Below are 19,271 nucleotides of genomic sequence, written 5' to 3'. Positions count from 1 at the left end.
TGGTGAGCTGTGCACACTCCCACGTACGGTGTGATCAATCATCCCGTTGATCTAAGGCGGTCCTGCATGGCCCTGTTCGACCTCCCCCTCGACGAGCTCCGTGACTATCGGAGCGACTCGGTCGCCCCCGAGGACTTCGACGACTTCTGGGCCAGGACGCTCGAGGAGTCACGGGAGTTCGACCTGGATGCCCGGTTCGAGCCGGTCGACGCGGGGCTTTCGACGGTCCACGTGTACGACGTGAGCTTCGCCGGGTTCGGCGGTCACCCGGTCAAGGGCTGGCTGCGGCTCCCGGCCGATGCCAAGGAACCGGTACCGCTGGTGGTGGAGTTCCTGGGGTACGGCGGCGGGCGCGGCCTTCCCCATGAGGATCTGCTGTGGGCGTCCAGTGGTCGGGCGCACTTCGTGATGGACACCCGGGGACAGGGCAGCGGCTGGGGCGGCGGTGGCGGAACCGCCGACCCGGTGGGCAGCGCCCCGGCGTACCCCGGCTTCATGACGCGGGGCATCGACGCTCCGGAGAACTACTACTACCGGCGCGTGTTCACCGACGCCGTGCGCGCGGTGGAGGCGGCCCGCTCGCACCCGCTGACGGACGCGTCGCGGACCGTGGTGCTCGGCGGGAGCCAGGGCGGCGGCATCTCCATCGCCGTGGGCGGCCTGGTGCCGGACCTGGTCGCTGTGGCGCCGGACGTGCCGTTCCTGTGCGACTTCCCCCGCGCCACGACGCTCACGGACCGACACCCGTACCGCGAGGTCGGCCTCTACCTCAGGACGCACCGGGGCCGCACCGAGGAAGCCCTGCGCACGCTGTCCTACTTCGATGCCGTCCACTTCGCCGCCCGAGGCCGTGCGCCCGCGCTGTTCTCGGCGGCGCTGGAGGACCAGACGTGCCCGCCGTCGACGGTCTTCGCGGCGTTCAACGCCTGGGCCGGCTCCGACAAGGCCATCGAGGTCTACGACTTCAACGACCATGAGGGCGGTGGCCCTCAGCATGTGGCGGCCAAACTGCGCTGGCTGCGGTCGTACGCCTGACGCTGTCGACGCGGTTCGCACGCCCCGCTCGCTCACCCGCGACAGGGCGGCGACAGGGCGGCGGATCCTCCTGCGGGATCCGCCGCCCTCTGCGTGAGGTCTTGACGCCGGGGCGCTGACGTTCCTAACTTGATCCGCAAATTACGGGGATTGCCTCGAAACTTTCGGCCCTCCGAAGGGGTGCACATGACCGACAGATCCCAGTCAAGGCCCTGGTTACGAACCCTCCTGCTGTCGCTCTTCGGCGGAGTGGTTCCCCTGCTCGCCGCCTATCTCTTCGCGGCCCCGACCGCGCAGGCCGCCTCCCTCACCGAGGTGACCAACTTCGGCAGCAACCCGGGCAACCTGCGCATGTACGAGTACGTGCCCACGAGCGCCGGAGCGCACCCGCCGGTGCTGGTGGCGGTCCACTACTGCACCGGGACCGGGCCCGGTTTCCACTCGGGCACCGAGTTCGCCTCGCTGGCGGACCGGTACGGGTTCATCGTCGTCTACCCGGACGCCAACGTCAGCGGTCAGTGCTTCGACGTGTCGTCCCCGCAGGCGCTCAAGCACGACGGCGGGAGCGACCCCACGAGCATCGCCTCCATGGTCCGCAACGTCGTGCAGCGCCACGGGGCCGACGCCGACCGGGTCTACGTCACCGGCGCCTCGTCCGGGGCCATGACGACCAACGTCCTGCTCGGCGACTACCCCGACCTGTTCAAGGCGGGGGCGGCCTTCAGCGGAGTGCCGTTCGGATGCTTCGCCACCACCGACGGCTCCGGCTGGAACAGCGCCTGCGCCAACGGCCAGATCAGCAGGACCGCGCAGCAGTGGGGCGACCTGGTGCGGGCCGCGTACCCGGGCTACAGCGGTCCGCGGCCGCGCATGCAGCTCTGGCACGGCGCCACCGACTCCACGCTGCACTACAACAACTTCGGCGAAGAGATCAAGCAGTGGACCAACGTCCTCGGCGTGAGCCAGACGCCGACGGTCACGGACACCCCCCAGTCGGGCTGGACCCGCACCCGTTACGGCGGCACCGGCACGCAGGCCCCCGTCGAGGCGATCAGCCTCGCGGGTGTCGGCCACACCCTGCCCACCTCCGGCATGGCGGCGAAGGCCATCGCCTTCTTCGGCCTCGACCAGCAGACGCCGCCGACCACGCCGCCGCCCACCGACCCGCCGACCACGCCGCCGCCGAGCGGCGCCTGCCGGGTGACGAACTCCGTCAGCGCGTGGAACACCGGCCTCACCGACAACATCACCGTCACCAACACCGGTTCGTCCACGCTCACCGGATGGACCCTGACGTTCACCCTCGCGTCCGGGCAGACCATCACCTCCGGCTGGAACGCGACCTACTCCCCCAGCACCGGGAACGTCACGGCCAAGGGGGTCAGCTACAACTCGACGCTCGCCCCCGGCGCCGCGACCACCATCGGGTTCCAGGCCACGCACACGGGTGACTCCGGCCGGCCGACGAACTTCAAGCTCAACGGCGCGGCCTGCCAGACGAGCTGAGCCCGTGCCCACCGGCCGAACCTCGCCCGGCGCCGCGGACGACGCGACGCGAGCCCGGGCGGGGTCCGGCCCGCCGGTGGCGTGCGAAGAGGACCGTCACGGGACTTCGCCGTTCAGCCGTGGAGGGTGGCGAGCCAGTCGGTCAGCAGGCTGTTGACCTCGTCGGGGCGTTCCTGCTGCACCCAGTGGCCGCAGCCGTCCAGGAGGTGGGAGGCGGACAGGGCGGGGAGGGTGGTGGGGTAGGCGTCGACGGCGTCGGCCATCCAGGTGGTGGACGCGTCCAGCGTGCCGCCGACGAACAGGGCGGGCCGGGTGATCGGAGCTCCGCGGTGGGGGGCGAGGTCCTGCCAGTCGCGGTCCATGGCGCGGTAGCGGTTGAGGGCGCCGGTCAGGCCGGTGCGCTCGAACTCCGCGGCGTAGACGTCGAGGTCGTCCTCGGTCAGCCAGGCGGGGAGCGGGCCGGCGGGGAAGCGGTCGCGTAGCCTGCCGCCAGGGGTGACGAAGTGCGGGTCGGGTGCGGCGCCGGTGGGCATGGTGTCGGCGGACAGGGCGGCGTAGAAGCCGGCGAGCCAGCCTCGGACGTCGGGTTCGATCTCCGTCTCGGCGCGGCCGGGCTCCTGGAAGTAGGAGACGTAGAACTCCTGGTCGGGGCCACCGATCCGGCCGAAGACCTCGGAGGGCCGGGGGCCACCGGGCGGCGCGTAGGGGACGCTGAGCAGGCCGACGGCGCGGAAGGTCTCCGGGGCGAGCAGGGCGGAGACGGCGGCGATGTTGGATCCCCAGTCGTGGCCGACGACCACCGCGTTCTCCTCGCCTAGGGCGCGCACGACGGCGACGTTGTCGTCCACCAGGTGGACCATGCGGTAGGCGTCGGTCCCGGTCGGCCTGGAGGAGCGGCCGTAGCCGCGCACGTCGATCGCCACCGCCCGGTAGCCGGCCGCGGCGAGGGCCGGAAGCTGGCGGCGCCAGGAGTACCAGGACTCGGGAAATCCGTGCACGAGCAGGACCAGCGGACCGGTGCCCTGTTCCACCAGGTGGAGCCGTCCGGCCGGGGCCTCGACGGTGCGGTGGCGGAGCGCGGTGCCGGGCTCGGATCGCATGGGTGTCTCCTCGGTTCGCGGGCGGAAGCGGGTTGCCCGTCGATCATGCGGCGTGAGGCCCCCGCGACGCGACCGAACGTGCCGGACTGGCAAACTCGCAGGTGAACGGTAGGGGCGGGCGGTCGGAGGGAGTGGTCACCGTGGCGGTCGACGAGGTGGACGGCACGGTGGCGGCGATGGGACCCCGGCTGCGCGCCGCGCGCGAGCGGCACGGCGCCACGCTCGCCGCCGTCAGCTGTGCGACCGGCATCTCACCGAGCACGTTGTCGCGGATCGAGACCGGCCGGCGCAGGCCCACCTTGGAGGTGGTGCTGCGGCTGTCGAGGGAGTACGGCGTCTCCCTGGACGAACTGGCCGGCACGGCACCCGTCGCGGTGGGTGAGCCGCGCGCTCCGGCTCCGCCGACCTTCGGCGACAGCAAGGTGGTGCTGCCGCTCACCCGCTACCTCGGCGGTCTGCACGCCCACAAGCACGTCCTGCCTGCCCTCGACGGGCCGCCCGCGCGACCGCGGCAGGTCTCCCACGAGGGCCACGAGTGGGTGTGCGTCCTGTACGGGCGGCTGTGGCTCGCCCTCGGGGACCAGGACCTCGTCCTGGCTGCTGGGGACGCCGTCGAGTTCGACACCCGGGTTCCGCACGCGGTCGCGAACGCCGGCTCCGCCGGACCGGTCGAGTACCTGGTCCTGTTCGGGCCGCAAGGAGAACGGCTGCGGTGGCGCACCCCTCCGGCACGTGGTCGCGGGAGGGGTGGGGGCAGGGGCGGCGGCGACTGAGTCCGGGCGTCCGTAGCGAACCGGCGGACCCCGGACGGGAGGGGAGAGTGCGGGCGGGGAGAGTGCGGGCGGGGCTTTGTCCTGTCGCGGGAAGAAGTCGCGTGGATTCGTGCGCGACTTCTTCCCACCCCACGCGGCCGCTGCTACGTTCTCCGCGAAAGCACGCCTCAGTCAGGGCAGTTGGGCCGGGAGGGGATCGTGAGACGCATGACCGCGCGACCCGTGAACGCCCATCAGGCCCGCCTGCTCCGGCTGTTGCGGGACGAGGGTCCTCGCTCCCGTGCGCAGTTGGGTGACCGTGTCGACCTGTCGCGGTCGCGGCTCGCCGTCGAGGTGGAGCGGTTGCTGGAGACGGGGCTGGTCGTCGCCGACGGTCTCGCCGCCTCACGGGGCGGCCGGCGTTCGCACAACGTCCGTCTGGCCCCCGGTCTGCGTTTCCTCGGTGTGGACATCGGTGCGACCTCGGTCGACGTCGCCGTCACCAACGCCGAGCTGGAGGTGCTGGGCCATCTCACCCAGCCGATGGACGTGCGAGAGGGGCCCGTGGCGGTCTTCGAGCAGGTCCTGGAGATGGCCGCCAAGCTGAGGGCCTCGGGCTCGGCGGAGGGATTCGACGGCGCCGGCATCGGGGTGCCGGGGCCGGTGCGCTTTCCGGAGGGGGTGCCGGTCGCGCCGCCGATCATGCCCGGCTGGGACGGGTTCCCGGTGCGGGAGGCGCTCAGCCAGGAACTGGGCTGTCCGGTCATGGTCGACAACGACGTGAACCTGATGGCGTTGGGCCAGATGCACGCCGGGGTGGCCCGCTCCGTGGACGACTACCTGTGCGTCAAGATCGGCACCGGCATCGGCTGCGGGATCGTGGTGGGCGGCACGGTGCACCGCGGTGTCACCGGCAGCGCCGGCGACATCGGCCACATCCAGGCAGTCCCCGACGGCCGTCCCTGTGCCTGCGGCAACCGCGGTTGTCTGGAGGCGCACTTCGGCGGGGCCGCGCTCGCCAAGGACGCGGTGGAGGCCGCCCAGCAGGGGCGTTCACCGCAGCTCGCCGCGCGGCTGGCCGAGAGCGGCCGGCTCACCGCGGCCGACGTCGGCGCCGCTGCCGCGGCGGGCGACGCCGCCTGCCTCGACCTGATCCGCGAGGGCGGGACGCGCGTGGGGCAGGTCATCGCGGGGCTCGTCAGCTTCTTCAACCCGGGTCTGGTGGTGATCGGCGGAGGGGTCACCGGCCTCGGCCACAACCTCCTCGCCGCCATCCGTACCCAGGTGTACCGCCAGTCCCTGCCTCTGGCGACCGGCAACCTGCCGATCGTCCTGGACGAGCTCGGGTCCGCCGCCGGAGTCGTCGGCGGCGCCCGACTGATCAGCGACCACGTGTTCTCCCCCGCCTGACCGCAGCCACCGCTCCACCCCCGACGGCCGGGGCCGCGCCACCGCCCGGTCCCGAGCCGTACCTGCCGTGACCTCGCGCGATCCGTACCGCCCTGCCTCGCGATCCGTACCGCCCTGCCTACCGCCGGGAGATGCGTCATGCCGTCCGAAGTGTCCGCACCGCTGCTCACCATGACCGCGATCACGAAGTCGTTCCCCGGTGTCCGCGCGCTGGACGGGGTGGACCTGGAGGTGCGGGCCGGCGAGGTCCACTGCCTGCTCGGGCAGAACGGCGCGGGCAAGTCCACCCTGATCAAGGTGCTGGCCGGGGTGCACCGGCCGGACGGCGGCACCGTCACCTGGGCCGGGGAGCCGGTCTCCCTGCGCTCCCCCAGCGACGCCGTGCGCCGGGGCATCGCCACCATCTACCAGGAACTCGACCTGGTCGAGCACCTGTCGGTCGCCGAGAACGTCTTCCTCGGCCACGAGCCCACCCGGGCCGGGTTCGTGGTCCGGCCCCGTGTCGCCCGTGAGGCCTCCGCACGGTTGCTGCGCCGTCTCGGGCATCCGGAGATCGACCCGGCCCGCCCGGTCGGCGCGCTGTCCGCGGCGCAGCGGCAGATCGTCTCCATGGCTCGCGCGCTGTCCCACGACGTCCGGCTGATCGTGATGGACGAGCCCTCCGCCGCCTTGGATCCGGGTGAGGTCGACAACCTCTTCCGGATCGTCGGCTCCCTCACCGACGAGGGCGTCGCGGTGGTGTACATCTCCCACCGGCTGGAGGAGATCCGCCGCATCGGCGACCGGGTCACCGTCCTCAAGGACGGCCGGGCGGTGGCCGGGGCGCTGCCCGCGCGCACCACGCCCACCCGGGAGATCGTCTCCCTGATGACCGGCCGCAGCGTCGAGCACGCCTTCCCGCCCAGGGCCGCCCGTCCGCCCGAGGCGGCGCCGGTGCTCACCGTCCGGGGTCTCGCCCTGGCGGGGAGGTTCCAGCCGCTCGACCTCGACCTGCGGCCCGGCGAGATCGTCGGGCTGGCCGGGCTGGTCGGCTCCGGACGGTCCGAGATCCTCGAGACCCTCTACGGCGCGCGCCGGCCCACCGCCGGACGGGTTCTGGTGGACGGACGGCCGTTGAGGCCCGGCAGCGTGCCCGCCGCGGTCCGCGCCGGCCTGGGCCTGGCGCCGGAGGAGCGCAAGGCGCAGGCGCTGCTGATGCTGGAGAGCGTCACCCGCAACGTCTCCGTCTCCACACTCGGCAGGTTCGCCAGGGGCGGCTGGCTGGACCGCCGCGCCGAGCGTGCCGCCGCCCGCGCGGCGACCCGGGAGTTGTCACTGCGCCCGGACGACCCGGGGACGGCCGTGCGCACCCTGTCCGGCGGCAACCAGCAGAAGGCCGTGCTGGCCCGCTGGCTGCTGCGCGGCTGCCGCGTCCTGCTGCTGGACGAGCCCACCCGGGGTGTGGACATCGGCGCCCGGGCGGAGTTGTACGCGGTGATCCGCCGCCTGGCCGACGAGGGGCTCGCGGTGCTGCTGGTCTCCAGCGAACTGCCCGAGGTGCTCGGCCTCGCCGACCGCGTCCTGGTGCTCCGGGAGGGCCGGGTGGTGCACACGGCGCCGGCCGGCGAGCTCGACGAGCACCGGGTCCTCGATCTCGTGCTGCACGCCACCGACACGGCTGCCGAAGGGAGCCAGAGATGACGCACCCCGTGTCCCCACCGGCCGGCGGGGTCCCGCCCGCCTCCGGCGCGGAGAAGCAGGCGCCGCCTGCGGAGAGCCGCCGCACCGCACCGCCGGCCGTGTTCGCACGGCTGGACGTGCGGACCCTGTCCCTGCTGGGCGTGCTCGCCGCGCTGGTCGTGGCCGGTTGCGTCACCCGGCCCGAGGCGTTCTGGGACGTCGACAACCTGCGGCTGGTGCTCACCCAGGCCTCGGTGATCGGAGTGGTCACCGTCGGCATGACCTTCGTGATCGCCGCGGGTGGGATCGACCTGTCGGTCGGGGCGGTCGTGGCTCTGTCGTCGGTGTGGGCGACCACCGTGGCCACCCAGGAGTTCGGTTTCACCGGTGTCCTCTTCACCGCGGTCGTGGTGGGGCTCGGCTGCGGTCTGGTGAACGGGGCGCTGATCGCCTACGGCGCGATGGTGCCGTTCATCGCGACCCTCGCCATGCTGGCCTCGGCGCGCGGACTGGCCCTGCTGATCACCGAGGGGCGCACCCAGCGGGTGACCGTGGAGGGGGTGCTGGACCTGGGCGGCCGCGAGGCCTACGTGCTCGGCGTCCCGCCCCTGGTGCTGGTCTTCGCCGCGGTCACGGTCGCGGGGTGGCTGCTGCTCAACCGGACCACCTTCGGCCGCCGCACGGTGGCCGTCGGCGGCAACGCGGAGGCGGCCCGGCTGGCCGGCATCGACGTGCGCCGCCAGCGCCTGTACCTGTACCTGCTGTCCGGGCTGTGCTGCGGCATCGCCGCGTTCATGCTGGTCGTGCTCTCCGGCTCGGGCCAGAACACCAACGGGAACCTCTACGAGCTCGACGCCATCGCCGCCGCGATCATCGGCGGCACCCTGCTCAGCGGCGGCCGCGGCACCATCGTCGGCTCCGTCCTCGGTGTGCTGATCTTCACCACCATCACCAACATCTTCGCGCTGAACAACGCGCAGAGCGACGTCCAGCAGATCGCCAAGGGCGCGATCATCGTCGCCGCCGTCCTGGTGCAGTCCCGCACCGTCAGGAACGAGCTGACCTGATTCGTCCGAGCCGACAGAAGGGTCCACCGCCATGCCAGACCTCACGAGCCGCAGGGGACTGCTCTTCGGGACCGCCGCCGTCTCGGCCGGCGCCCTCCTCGCGGGCTGCACCAGCAACGAGAAGGAGAAGGGGAGCACGGGCTCCTCCCAGCAGGCCGCCGACGACAAGCCCGGCAAGGCCGTCACCATCGGCTTCGCCGGACCGCAGGCCGACCACGGCTGGCTCAACGCCATCAACGAGCAGGCCCGTGCCCGGGCCGGGAGGTACTCCGACGTAACCCTGGACATCACCGAGGGCTCCAACGACACCGCCACCCAGATCGGCCAGATCGAGACGCTGATCAACAAGAAGGTCGACGTCCTGGTGATCCTGCCGGCCGACGGCGCGGCGCTCACCCAGACCGGTCTGAAGGCCATGCGGGCGAACATCCCGGTGGTCAACCTGGACCGCGTCTTCAGCTCGCCGCAGGCCTTCCGCTGCTGGGTCGGCGGCGACAACTACGGCATGGGTCTCAACGCCGGCCACTACATCGGCGAGAAGCTCAAGGACACACCGGACGCCAAGGTGGTCGAACTCGCCGGCCTGGACAACCTGGAACTCACCCGGCAGCGCACCAAGGGCTTCGACGACGCGCTGAAGAACTACCCCAACATCAAGAAGGTCGCCCGGCAGGCCGCCGAGTTCACGGTGGAGAGCGGGCAGGCCAAGATGGCGCAACTGCTGCAGGCCCAGCCGAAGTTCGACGCCCTGTGGAACCACGACGACGACCAGGGGGTGGGCGCCCTGCGGGCCATCGACCAGGCGGGCCGCAAGGGTTTCCTGATGGTCGGCGGGGCGGGCGCGCTGTCGGCCTTCGAGGCGATCAAGGCGGACGACGGGGTGCTGAAGGCCACCGTCCTCTATCCGCCGACCATGGCGGCCTCCGCGATCGACCTGGCGCGCGCCCTCGGGCAGGGCAAGGGGGTCGCCGGCCTCGCCGAGTTCGAGATCCCCTCGCAGGTCACCGCGTACTCGGCCGTCGTCGACAAGTCCAACGTCGACCAGTACATGCCTGTCGGCTTCGACTGATCCCGCGCGCCGGGTCCCGGCCCCGGCCGTGGGGCCGGGCGGACGGTGCGCTGCTCGGGCGGGGCCCGTCCGGGCAGCGCACCTCGACGAGGAGGAGATACCGCATGCGACAGCCCGATCCGTCAGCACGACCCGTCCTCGGGATCGGCATGGTCGGCCACGCCTTCATGGGTGCCGCCCATTCCCAGGCCTGGCGCACCGTCGGCCGGGTCTTCGACCTGCCCCTGGAGCCCCGGCTCGCCGCGATCGGCGGCCGGGACCGCCGGGCGGTCCGCGCCGCCGCGCAGCGGCACGGCTGGGCGGTCGCCGAGACCGACTGGCGTGCCCTGATCGCCCGCGAGGACGTCGACCTCGTCGACATCTGCACCCCCGGCGACAGCCACGCCGAGATCGCGATCGCCGCCCTGGAGGCCGGCAAGCACGTCCTGTGCGAGAAGCCGCTGGCGAACAGCGTCGCCGAGGCCGAGGCCATGACGGCGGCGGCGCGGGCCGCCGAGGAGCGCGGACAGATCGCCATGGTCGGGTTCAACTACCGCCGCGTGCCCGCGGCCGCCCTGGCCCGGGAGATGGTCGCCGCCGGCCGTCTCGGCACGCTACGCCACGTGCGGGTCGTCTATCTGCAGGACTGGCTGGTGGACCCCGAGTTCCCGCTGACCTGGCGGCTGCGCAGGGAGGTCGCGGGTTCCGGTGCGCTCGGGGACCTGGGCGCCCACATCGTGGACCTCGCCCAGTACCTGACCGGCGACACCCTCGCCGGGGTGTCCGCGCTCACCGAGACCTTCGTCCGCGAACGCCCGCTGCCCGCGGTCGCGTCGAGCGGCCTGGCCGTCACGGACGCGTCGGACGGCAGGGGCGCCGTCACCGTGGACGACGCGGCGCTCTTCACCGGGCGCTTCACCGGGGGCGCCCTCGCCACCTTCGAGGCGACCCGCTTCGCGACCGGCCGGAAGAACGCCCTGCGCATCGAACTCAACGGTTCGCAGGGCTCGTTGGCCTTCGACCTGGAGCGGCTGAACGAGCTGGAGTACCACGACCACCGTGAGCCCGCCCCGAGCGCCGGCTTCCGCCGGATCCTGGTCACCGAGCCCGAACACCCCTACCTCGACGCCTGGTGGCCGCCCGGACACGGTCTGGGCTACGAGCACAGCTTCGTGCACCAGGCGCGCGACCTGGTGCACGCCGTGCACACCGGCCGGCCGGCCGCCCCGACCTTCGCCGACGGCCTGCGCGTCCAGCGGGTGCTGGCGGCGGTGGAGGCCAGCGCCGCCGAGGGGTCCGCCTACACCCCCGTCTGGTGAGCCCCTCCCCCGCCCCCGCCATTCGGGGAACCACCGCCGCCCCGCGGGCGACAACCTTCACGCGAACCGACCGAGGAGACGTACCGTGCCCCGCGACTTCACCCTCTTCACCGGCCAGTGGGCCGACCTGCCGCTCGAGGAGGTCTGCCGGCTGGCCCGCGACTTCGGCTACGACGGACTGGAACTCGCCTGCTGGGGCGACCACTTCGAGGTCGACAAGGCTCTGGCCGATCCGTCCTACCTGGACGGCCGGCGCCGGCTCCTGGAGAAGTACGGTCTCCGGTGCCGGGCCGTCTCCCAGCACCTGGTGGGACAGGCGGTCTGCGACGCGATCATCGACGAGCGCCACCGGGCGATCCTCCCCGCCCGCATCTGGGGCGACGGCGAGGCGGAGGGCGTCCGCCGGCGGGCCGCGGCGGAGATGGCCGACACCGCCCGGGCCGCCGCCGCCTTCGGCGTGGAGACCGTCGTCGGTTTCACCGGCTCGGCGATCTGGCACCTGGTGGCCATGTTCCCGCCCGTCCCCGAGTCGATGGTCGAGCGCGGTTACCAGGACTTCGCCGACCGCTGGAACCCGGTCCTGGACGTGTTCGACGCCGAGGGCGTGCGCTTCGCCCACGAGGTCCACCCCAGCGAGATCGCCTACGACTACTGGACCACGCTGAGGGCCTTGGAGGCGGTGGACCACCGGCCCGCCTTCGGGCTCAACTTCGACCCGTCGCACTTCGTGTGGCAGGACCTCGACCCGGTCGGGTTCCTGTGGGACTTCCGTGAGCGGATCTACCACGTGGACTGCAAGGAGGCCCGCAAACGGCTCGACGGGCGCAACGGCCGGCTCGGTTCGCACCTGCCCTGGGGAGATCCGCGGCGCGGCTGGGACTTCGTGTCGGCCGGGCACGGCGACGTTCCCTGGGAGGACGTCTTCCGGATGCTTCGCTCCATCGACTACGCCGGTCCGATCTCCGTCGAGTGGGAGGACGCCGGGATGGACCGGCTGCAGGGCGCCCCCGAGGCGTTGCGGCGGCTCAAGGCCTTCGACTTCGACCCGCCCGCCGCCTCCTTCGACGCGGCCTTCGGCGGCAACTAGGCCGTGGCGGACGGCGCCGCCCGTCGTGCCTCGCGCGGCGCGACGGGCGGCGCCCAGGGGCCACGGCCTGCCCCGAGGCCCCGGGAGCGGGACGGGTCAGCTCGTCTCCGCCTGTGCGGTCGCCGCGTCCGAGCGGGGCGAGGGGCCGCCCTGGTCCTCGTGCGCGCCCTCCGCTTCGCGGGTCAGACGGCTGGGCCACCACACCTTGGGGCCGATGTCGCGCACCAGGGCGGGGACGAGGAGCGAGCGCACCACGATGGTGTCCAGCAGCACGCCGAAGGCCACGATGAAGGCGATCTGCGCGAGGAAGGCCAGCGGGATCACGATGAGGGCCGCGAAGGTGGCCGCCAGGACGACACCGGCCGAGGTGATCACCCCGCCGGTCGCGACCAGTCCGCGCAGGACGCCCTGCCGCGTGCCCAGGCGCAGCGTCTCCTCCCGCACGCGGGACATCAGGAAGATGTTGTAGTCGACGCCCAGGGCGACCAGGAAGACGAAGCCGTACAGCGGGACGGAGGCGTCGGTCCCGGAGAAGCCGAAGCCGTGCTCGAACACCAGGCCGGCGATGCCCAGCGTCGCCAGGTAGTTGAGCGCGACGGTCGCCACCAGCAGCACGGGGAGGAGCAGGGACCGCAGCAGGAGGACGAGGATGACCAGGATGATCGCGAGGACGACAGGGATGATGAGGGTCCGGTCGTCCTCGGCGGTGCGCTGGGTGTCGTACTGCTGCGCGGTGTATCCGCCGACCAGAGCGCTGCTGTCGACCGTGTCGAGCCGTTCCCGCAGGGCGCTCACCGCGTCCTTGGCCGCGTCGCTGTCCGGTGCGGCGGTGAGGGTCGCGTCGATGCGGACCCGGCCGTCGGCCACCAGGGGCTCCGCGTCCGGCCTGCCGGACGCGGTGACCACACGGACGTCGGCCACGCCCTGCGTGGCGGCGGCCGCGTCCGTCACGTCCGCCCGCTTGCCGGCGTCCGCGATGATCACGGCGGGCTGTCCGGAGCCGCCGGGGAAGTGCTTGCCGAGGGTCTGCTGCGCGGCCACCGACGGCGCGTCGTTGACGAAGAGTTCGTCCAGCGGCACGCCCTTCGACTGCAGCGCGGGGAAGAAGGCGGCTCCGGCGACGAGGAGGGCCGTCGTGGCGAGCCACAGCCGTCGCGGGTGGGTGTCCACCCGGTGCGCGACCCGTCGCCAGATGCCGTGGCCGCCGGTCTCCGCGTCGGCGGAGCGGGGCTTGGCCGGCCAGAAGGCGGCCCTGCCCATCAGGGCGAGCACCGCGGGCAGGAACGTCAGCGTGGTCAGGACCGCGCAGACGATGCCGATCGCGCCGACCGGACCCAGGGCGCGGTTGTTGGTCAGGTCGCTGAGCAGCAGGGCGAGCAGGCCCAGGGCGACGGTCGCGGCGCTGGCGGTGATGGCGCCGAAGGAACCCCGCGTCGCGGCGACGGCCGCGGCCACCTTGTCCCCGCTCTGCGACAGCTCCTCGCGGAAGCGCGCCGTCAGCAGCAGCGCGTAGTCGGTGGCCGCGCCGATCACCAGGATGGACAGGATGCCCTGCACCTGTCCGTCGACCCGCACGATGTCGTGGTCGGCGAGGACGTAGACGACGGCGCACGCCACACCGAGCGCGAAGACGGCGCTGACGATGATGGTGAAGGGCAGCAGGACGCTGCGGTAGACGAGCAGCAGGATGACGAGGACGGCCGCCAGCGCGACGCCCAGGAGGATGCCGTCGATGCCGGCGAACGCCTCGCCGAGGTCGCCCTGGGTGGCGGCCGGGCCCGCGAGCTGCGCGCGGGTGCCCGGCACCTCGGCGGCGGCCGCCTTCACGTCGTCCAGCACCTCGGCGAGCCGGTCCCCCAGGTCGGGGCTCAGCGGAACGACGCCCTGGAGGGCCTCCCCGTCCTCGGAGCGGAGCGCGGGTGAGGGGGTGCCGGCCACTCCGTCGGCGTCGGCGAGTGAGGCGAGCTGCCCGGTGGCGGCCTTCTGCTGGGCCTCGTCCACCGGGCCGCCGCCCTCGGCGGTCCACACGACGACCGCCGGGAGCGTCTCCTCCTGGTTGAAGGCCTTCTGCTCCTCGATGACCTTGGTGGACTGGGCGTTCTGCGGCAGGAACGCCGCCTGGTCGTTGGTGGCGACCTCCCCGAGCTTGCCCGCGTAGGAGCCGAAGGCTCCCCCGAGGCCGAGCCAGACGACGACGAGGACGAGAGGGACCAGCCAGCGGACTGGTCGACGCAGGGTGTTCATGCACTTCCCAACGGACGTGGAGCGGATGACGAAGGTCAACATATCTCAAAGAGAAAGTATCTCAACAATCGAGAGATCTTAGAATGGGGGCATGGAACGGACCAGTCCGGAGAGCCGGAACGACACCGCGCACGACCTGCAGGCCTTCGCCGTCCTGCTGCGGACGCTGACCAGCGAGACCAATCGGCGTGCGCACTCCTTCGCGCAGAGTCACGGTCTGCATTCCACCGACGTCCACGCGCTGGCTGCCGTCATGGACTCCGCCGTCACGGAGGGCCGCCCGATGACGCCCTCGCGGCTGGCCGAGCGCCTGAGCCTGACCTCCGGTGCGGTCACCGCCTGCATCGACCGGCTGGAGCGGGCCGGTCACATCGGCCGGACGCGGGACAGCGCCGACCGCAGGGTCGTGCACCTGGAGTACAAGCCGGCGGCCCGCGCGCTGGCCCGCCAGTACTTCAGCCCGCTGGCGCGCAGCACCGAGGCGGCGATGGAGCAGTTCACGCCCGCGCAGCTCGCCACGGTGGCGGACTTCCTGCACACCCTCAACCAGGAGCTGGCCGCCGACCGGTTCGGCGGGGAGCCCGGCAAGGAGCCGGGCCGGTAGACCGGCGTCGCCTCAGGGGGCGCAGCGGGGCAGGAGCCGGGTGAGCTGGTTCAGTTCGTCGGGCACGACGCGGATTCCGGGGAGCCACACCTGTTCGCCGCCGCGGGTGACCTGGATCCAGATGCTGCTGTGCTTTCCGTTCTCGTCGGTGACGGTGACGCCGTCGGCGACCGTGCAGCTCGCCCGGAGCAGGTCGTGGTGCCAGACGCGGCCGGCGGCGTTGGATCTGACGTACGGGCGGTAGGGGTCGTAGGCCAGGGCGAGCGCGCAGTCGTGCGTGCGCGGCTCGCGGCACGCCTGCTCCGCGTTGTGGACGACGACACCGGCCTCGCCCCGCGCGTCCGCCCTGCCCGCAGCGCCCTGCGCCTCTTGTGCGCCGTGCCCGCCCAGGGGGAGCAGCACGGCCGCCAGCGTCCAGGTCGCGAGACTTCCGGCCACGGTCGCCGCCGCGGCCACCGCGGCGACCCCACCGCGGGTCAGCCCTCCGCCCGGCCGGCGCCACCACGCCGGGCCGCGGTCCGGCGTGGTGGCGCGGTGTTGCGAGGGGCCTCGGTCCGGCACGGTGGCGCGGTGCGGTGAGGGTCCGTCGTCGTCGACGGTGCGGTGTTCGTCCTCCTCGCCACGGCGGGCGCGGTCGGCGGCCTCCCACAGGGCGCGGTACTCGGCCGGGTCGGCCCCCATCGCCCGGCAGAGATCCCGCACGACGGGCCAGACCGGCACGCTCTCGCCGCGGAGGTAGCGGGAGAGCGACGAATCACTGATGCGGACCTGGGCCTCCAGGCTGCGCAGCGTGCACCCCGACGTGCGCTGGAGACCGCGCAGAGCGTTCGCCAGCTTCCGCACCGCCTCGTCGCGCTCCGGCCGCGAACCGGTCATCGAAGGCCCTTTCTGCCGAGCGGGGCAGCGGGACGACGCGTCCCGCGCGGCCGTCCCGCCTCCCGGGACGAGGACGTCCCAGCAGGTCAGGACACTATTTGTCCCGACATCTGCGAATCAAGCGGGATCCGGTGGCGAAAGCGCTCCTGCCTGCGCAAACTCGGCGTACCGGTCCGGCGGATCACCCCCGAGGGTGAGCGTCGGCCGGCTCGAACCCTCCTCCGAAAGGACATCACCATGCGTATTCGCACGGGACTCACGACCTTCGCGACGATCACCGCGGTGGCGCTCGGTGCGGCCTCGGCGGCGCCCGCTGTCGCCGCGCCCCGCGGTGCGGCCGCCGCGCCGGCGGCCGACGGCCTGGACGTCCACCGCGGCAAGTACGTCACCCTGGGCGGTTGCCAGACGGCGGGCCAGCAGGGCGTCGAGCGCGGGCACTGGGACCGCTACCAGTGCGCCGAGGGCACCTTCTTCTGGAACCTGTGGACCAACCGCTGACCCTTGAGGGCTGCCGTCGGTGCCGCCCCGGGCCGGGGCGGGGCCGGCGGCCCGAGCCCTGACGGGTGCCGGCGGCGGCCGAGCCCTCACGAGGTGTCGGCGGGGGCCACCTCGCCGGTGCTCAGCGGCAGCGGTGGCCGCTAGAGCTCGAACTCCAGGTGCTCGACGTCGGTGAAGCGGACCTCCTCCAGGCTGCCGGCGCGGCGGCCGCCGTCCTGGAAGTACACCTCCCTGAGGGCTTCGGCGGCGATCTGCTGGAGCCGCTGGTCGCCGGCGCCGGCTTCGTGGGCGTCGAAGAGGCGGGCGGCGTGCTGCGGCGGCAGGGCGACGGTCAGGTGCCGGATGCGGTCCTGGTCGGTCGATCCGATCGGTGCGGTGTAGCCGAGGCGGGCGCGGGTGTCGATGACGATGCCGTCGGTGGTGGCGGCCCTGGCCCTGGCCCTGGCCCGGACCTGTGGCTGCCAGCGCTTCCTCACCTCGCGTTCCAGGCGCGCGGCGAGGTCGGGGCGTGGCGTTCTGATCTGGTTCTTCACGTACCGTTCCACGGTGCGCTGGGAGACGCGCAGCAGCCGGGCGACCGGTTTGGTGCCGCCGAGCTGTTTGACCAGGTAGCGCATCTGCGTGCCCGCCCTCTTGGGCGCCGGGCGGGTGAACGCCCTCTCGACGGCGGCGTCCAGGCCGTCCGCGAACATGCTCATCGCCTGTCCTCTCCCCTACTCGCCGTTGTCGGCATCGGTGACACTGCCGTCCTTGATGTAGCGGGCGAGGTTGAGCTCCGGGGCGTCGAACCGTTCGCGGACCTCCTCACCCCACAGCACGCTCTGGGTGCCCTCGTGCTTGACCAGGCCGGGGTTGACGCCGAGTTTGAAGCCGCCGGGCAGCGGCTTGCCGTCGCGGTAGGGCAGGAAGTCGAGCGGCGAGGGGCCCGCGGCGGCGTAGACGACGCAGTCGGAGAGGATCGCGACGGGGTACTGGCCGGTGAACGCCGCGTGTTTGACGATCTTGCGGTGGAGGTTGACGCGGGTGCGGGAGATGACGGCCGCGCGGATGTCGGGCCGCCAGGTCGGCCGGGACAGGGCACGCCACGGCAGGCCCGGTCGCCAGCCCTCCCCGCGCGGACGCTCGCGCAGTTTGCCGAGGCCGCCCTTGACGGTGGCCTTGATCGCGGAGACGACGATCGCCAGGTGCGGGTCGCGTTCCTTGTGGTAACGCATCGCGGTGAGGAAGTCGGCCGGGGGCATGTCGGGGTGGACGCCGAGGTCGGCCATCGTGGTGAGGTAGGCGTCGCGCAGTCGCTGGTACCAGCCGTCCAGGTAGCGGCCGCTTTCCGGGCGTACGTAGGCTTCCAGCGGCTGTACGTCGTAGCCGAGTTCGACGGCGTACGCGACGGTGGGGGTGGCGTACCAGGCCGGCCCGTCCGGTCGTTCGCCCTTGGGGGTGAACGGGGAGGGCAGCAGCGCGGCGTCAAGGTGCGCCCACTGCTTGCCCACCTTGACCCGTGACAGGTCGACGTGGGAGAGGTCCACCAGCCAGCTGCCGGGCAGCTTGGGGTCGAACTCGGGGCGTGTGACGTGGACGGGTGCCGCGAGGCCGACGGTCAGGCCGTTGGCGCCGGCGGCGAAGGCCATGTTGACGTCGATGCCGACCAGGTGCCGCAGGGTGCACTCGTCGTCCGTCATCGGGCGGGCCCAGTCGTAGGCCTCCTCGAACAGCTTCTGCTCCGGTCCGCGGATGTGGAAGCGCGGGAGGCCGGCCAGGACGGGATGGCCGTCCGGGGCCTCGCACGGCGCGGGGTCGACGGGGTGGCTGCCCAGGGAGCCGGGGTTGTGCTCGGAGTGCCGCCTGCCGTCGGCGTCGGGTGCGGAGGCGCGGGTCGGCGGGTGCAGGGCGGTCATCAGTTCCAGGCCGGTCACGGCGGTGGAGCCGCGCGGCGTCATCACGCGGGAGGCGTAGACGCCCAGGACGCGGGCGAGGTCGGCCGGGGGGAGGTCGCCGGCCTCTCCCCAGTGCCGGGTGTCCAGGGCGTGCCACGCCGGGATGCACAGCTGGACGCAGGAGCGCTCGGCGCCCTGGGCGGGGCGGTAGATCCGCGCCCACGGGCCCAGGCCGCGCTTGGTGAGCTGCCACTGGGCACGTGCGAGCTGCTTGACGGCCTTGTGGCTCTCAAGGAGGCGTCCGGCGAGCCGCTCGGCCTCGGTGAGGGCCGTGGGCAGGCCGTAGCGCTCGAGGGCGGTCCCGGTCAGGACGAGGAGCGGGTCGGCGTCCTTGCCCGGCCCGGAGAGCCTCGGCTGGCCCAGCCCGGCCTCGTTGAGCGTCCACTCCACCAGGGCGGGGAGGGTGGTGGCGGGCACGTCGAGGACGAGGCCGCCGGTGCAGTACGCCAGCACCGTGCCGTTCGGGTCGGCGTCGACGACCGCGAGGGGGCCATTGACGAACCGGGGGTCGTCCGCTGCCGCCGGGAGGGCGGGGGTCGCTTTGCGCGTGCCCGCAGCTGCCGGAGTCCTCCCGGCCGGCGCCGGGCGCGTCGCCCCGGCCGTGGCGGGCTTCCGCGCGGCGGGGCGGCGGGGCGCCGTCGGCTGGGCGGGGCGGGTCGACGGGCGGGGCGTGGCAGGCGGGGCAGCGGGGGCGACGGGAGTTGGGGAGTCGCTGGGGGCAGGAGCCTCGGCGGCACCGGGGTTCGGAGGCGCACCGGTGCCGGGAGCGGAAGGCGCACCGGTGCCGGGAGCGGGAGGCATTACGGCACCCGAAGCGGGAGGCGGGGTGCTGCCAGGGGCGGGCGTCGCCGGGCTGCCGGGGGCGGGATGGCGGGCGGCCAGCCCGTCGAGCAGCCGGCGGTAGCCCTCCAGGCGCTCGCCCTTGGGCTCCGAGCGGCCTGCCTCCCATGCCTGGAGACTCGCCACCCGCGCACCCAGGGCCTGGGCGACGGCTGCCTCACTCAGTCCGGCTGCCTCACGCAGCCGCCTCCGCTCGGCCGGAGCCGGCAGCAGACGGCCGTCGTCGACCGCGGCGAGCAGCGAATCGACGGCAGCGAAGAGCTCTGGCTGCTGATGCGTCACCGGACTTCTC

16 protein-coding genes are annotated in these 19,271 nt (G+C 73.0%); 11 read left to right on the top strand and 5 right to left on the bottom strand.

What is annotated here, in order from left to right; all coding sequences use genetic code 11:
- Nucleotides 1–66: 66 nt before the first annotated feature.
- Together Sfr03f_RS10330 and Sfr03f_RS10325 are read left to right on the top strand one after the other, a co-directional pair.
- Nucleotides 67–1,035 (top strand): acetylxylan esterase, encoded by a 969-nt coding sequence (locus Sfr03f_RS10330; RefSeq protein WP_108953340.1) that lies wholly within the window; start codon nucleotides 67–69, stop codon nucleotides 1,033–1,035.
- A 186-nt stretch (nucleotides 1,036–1,221) separates the two neighbouring features.
- Nucleotides 1,222–2,541, top strand: coding sequence for an extracellular catalytic domain type 1 short-chain-length polyhydroxyalkanoate depolymerase (locus tag Sfr03f_RS10325; RefSeq protein WP_108953339.1), 1,320 nt, complete (start codon nucleotides 1,222–1,224; stop codon nucleotides 2,539–2,541).
- Nucleotides 2,542–2,654: 113 nt separating this feature from the next.
- On the opposite strand, the gene Sfr03f_RS10320 is transcribed toward Sfr03f_RS10325, so the two are convergent.
- Nucleotides 2,655–3,641 carry an alpha/beta fold hydrolase gene (locus Sfr03f_RS10320; RefSeq protein WP_108953338.1) on the bottom strand — a complete coding sequence of 329 codons (987 nt, stop codon included), beginning with the start codon at nucleotides 3,639–3,641 and terminating at the stop codon, nucleotides 2,655–2,657.
- 140 nt (nucleotides 3,642–3,781) lie between these two features.
- Between Sfr03f_RS10320 and Sfr03f_RS10315 the strand changes: the two genes are divergently transcribed.
- From Sfr03f_RS10315 to Sfr03f_RS10285, 7 genes are all read left to right on the top strand, one after another.
- A complete protein-coding gene (locus Sfr03f_RS10315) occupies nucleotides 3,782–4,414 on the top strand; it encodes a helix-turn-helix domain-containing protein (protein ID WP_108953586.1) in 633 nt (210 codons plus the stop codon).
- Nucleotides 4,415–4,621: 207 nt separating this feature from the next.
- A complete protein-coding gene (locus tag Sfr03f_RS10310; protein WP_108953337.1) occupies nucleotides 4,622–5,803 on the top strand; it encodes an ROK family transcriptional regulator in 1,182 nt (393 codons plus the stop codon).
- Nucleotides 5,804–5,974: 171 nt separating this feature from the next.
- A complete protein-coding gene (locus Sfr03f_RS10305) occupies nucleotides 5,975–7,483 on the top strand; it encodes a sugar ABC transporter ATP-binding protein (protein WP_108953585.1) in 1,509 nt (502 codons plus the stop codon).
- Nucleotides 7,480–8,529 (top strand): ABC transporter permease, encoded by a 1,050-nt coding sequence (locus tag Sfr03f_RS10300; protein ID WP_108953336.1) that lies wholly within the window; start codon nucleotides 7,480–7,482, stop codon nucleotides 8,527–8,529. Before Sfr03f_RS10305 ends, Sfr03f_RS10300 begins: the two co-directional genes overlap by 4 nt.
- 31 nt (nucleotides 8,530–8,560) lie before the next feature.
- Nucleotides 8,561–9,598 carry a substrate-binding domain-containing protein gene (locus Sfr03f_RS10295; RefSeq protein ID WP_108953335.1) on the top strand — a complete coding sequence of 346 codons (1,038 nt, stop codon included), beginning with the start codon at nucleotides 8,561–8,563 and terminating at the stop codon, nucleotides 9,596–9,598.
- A 104-nt stretch (nucleotides 9,599–9,702) separates the two neighbouring features.
- Complete coding sequence (locus Sfr03f_RS10290) at nucleotides 9,703–10,896, top strand: Gfo/Idh/MocA family protein (RefSeq protein WP_108953334.1); 1,194 nt, start codon at nucleotides 9,703–9,705, stop codon at nucleotides 10,894–10,896.
- 85 nt (nucleotides 10,897–10,981) lie between these two features.
- Nucleotides 10,982–11,983: a sugar phosphate isomerase/epimerase family protein gene (locus tag Sfr03f_RS10285; RefSeq protein ID WP_108953333.1), complete on the top strand. Its 1,002-nt coding sequence runs from the start codon at nucleotides 10,982–10,984 to the stop codon at nucleotides 11,981–11,983.
- Between the two features lie 96 nt (nucleotides 11,984–12,079).
- On the opposite strand, the gene Sfr03f_RS10280 is transcribed toward Sfr03f_RS10285, so the two are convergent.
- Nucleotides 12,080–14,227, bottom strand: a complete 2,148-nt coding sequence (locus Sfr03f_RS10280; protein WP_108953332.1) for an MMPL family transporter — start codon at nucleotides 14,225–14,227, stop codon at nucleotides 12,080–12,082.
- Between the two features lie 91 nt (nucleotides 14,228–14,318).
- On the opposite strand from Sfr03f_RS10280, the gene Sfr03f_RS10275 reads away from it, so the two are divergent.
- Nucleotides 14,319–14,831 carry a MarR family winged helix-turn-helix transcriptional regulator gene (locus Sfr03f_RS10275; protein ID WP_108953331.1) on the top strand — a complete coding sequence of 171 codons (513 nt, stop codon included), beginning with the start codon at nucleotides 14,319–14,321 and terminating at the stop codon, nucleotides 14,829–14,831.
- A 12-nt stretch (nucleotides 14,832–14,843) separates the two neighbouring features.
- Here the strand turns inward: Sfr03f_RS10275 and Sfr03f_RS10270 are convergent, their stop codons facing one another.
- The gene (locus tag Sfr03f_RS10270; RefSeq protein WP_108953330.1) at nucleotides 14,844–15,707 is read right to left on the bottom strand and encodes a helix-turn-helix domain-containing protein; all 864 of its coding nucleotides are present in this window, start codon (nucleotides 15,705–15,707) and stop codon (nucleotides 14,844–14,846) included.
- 237 nt (nucleotides 15,708–15,944) lie between these two features.
- On the opposite strand from Sfr03f_RS10270, the gene Sfr03f_RS10265 reads away from it, so the two are divergent.
- Entirely contained in the window at nucleotides 15,945–16,205 is a 261-nt protein-coding gene (locus tag Sfr03f_RS10265) for a hypothetical protein (protein ID WP_108953329.1), read from the top strand.
- Nucleotides 16,206–16,345: 140 nt separating this feature from the next.
- Here the strand turns inward: Sfr03f_RS10265 and tpg are convergent, their stop codons facing one another.
- Both tpg and tap read right to left on the bottom strand, forming a co-directional pair.
- A complete protein-coding gene (tpg, locus tag Sfr03f_RS10260) occupies nucleotides 16,346–16,903 on the bottom strand; it encodes a telomere-protecting terminal protein Tpg (RefSeq protein ID WP_108953328.1) in 558 nt (185 codons plus the stop codon).
- 15 nt (nucleotides 16,904–16,918) lie between these two features.
- Nucleotides 16,919–19,261: a telomere-associated protein Tap gene (gene tap / locus Sfr03f_RS10255; RefSeq protein WP_108953327.1), complete on the bottom strand. Its 2,343-nt coding sequence runs from the start codon at nucleotides 19,259–19,261 to the stop codon at nucleotides 16,919–16,921.
- Nucleotides 19,262–19,271 lie beyond the last annotated feature (10 nt).

It is taken from the genome of Streptomyces fragilis (genome assembly GCF_003112515.1).
GTDB classification, from domain to species: domain Bacteria; phylum Actinomycetota; class Actinomycetes; order Streptomycetales; family Streptomycetaceae; genus Streptomyces; species Streptomyces fragilis.
The sequence above is the reverse complement of the archived record's forward strand: the minus strand, read 5'-3'. Positions and strand labels throughout refer to the sequence as shown.

Bases quoted from the DNA above. Each gene is read 5' to 3' on its own strand.
- Sfr03f_RS10290 (WP_108953334.1), top strand. From the start codon at position 9,703: ATGCGACAGCCCGATCCGTCAGCACGACCCGTCCTCGGGATCGGCATG.
- Sfr03f_RS10270 (WP_108953330.1), bottom strand. From the start codon at position 15,707: ATGACCGGTTCGCGGCCGGAGCGCGACGAGGCGGTGCGGAAGCTGGCG.
- Sfr03f_RS10305 (WP_108953585.1), top strand. From the start codon at position 5,975: ATGACCGCGATCACGAAGTCGTTCCCCGGTGTCCGCGCGCTGGACGGG.
- Sfr03f_RS10330 (WP_108953340.1), top strand. From the start codon at position 67: ATGGCCCTGTTCGACCTCCCCCTCGACGAGCTCCGTGACTATCGGAGC.
- Sfr03f_RS10325 (WP_108953339.1), top strand. From the start codon at position 1,222: ATGACCGACAGATCCCAGTCAAGGCCCTGGTTACGAACCCTCCTGCTG.
- Sfr03f_RS10275 (WP_108953331.1), top strand. From the start codon at position 14,319: ATGGAACGGACCAGTCCGGAGAGCCGGAACGACACCGCGCACGACCTG.
- Sfr03f_RS10265 (WP_108953329.1), top strand. From the start codon at position 15,945: ATGCGTATTCGCACGGGACTCACGACCTTCGCGACGATCACCGCGGTG.
- Sfr03f_RS10280 (WP_108953332.1), bottom strand. From the start codon at position 14,227: ATGAACACCCTGCGTCGACCAGTCCGCTGGCTGGTCCCTCTCGTCCTC.
- Sfr03f_RS10320 (WP_108953338.1), bottom strand. From the start codon at position 3,641: ATGCGATCCGAGCCCGGCACCGCGCTCCGCCACCGCACCGTCGAGGCC.
- Sfr03f_RS10300 (WP_108953336.1), top strand. From the start codon at position 7,480: ATGACGCACCCCGTGTCCCCACCGGCCGGCGGGGTCCCGCCCGCCTCC.
- Sfr03f_RS10310 (WP_108953337.1), top strand. From the start codon at position 4,622: ATGACCGCGCGACCCGTGAACGCCCATCAGGCCCGCCTGCTCCGGCTG.
- tpg (WP_108953328.1), bottom strand. From the start codon at position 16,903: ATGAGCATGTTCGCGGACGGCCTGGACGCCGCCGTCGAGAGGGCGTTC.
- Sfr03f_RS10295 (WP_108953335.1), top strand. From the start codon at position 8,561: ATGCCAGACCTCACGAGCCGCAGGGGACTGCTCTTCGGGACCGCCGCC.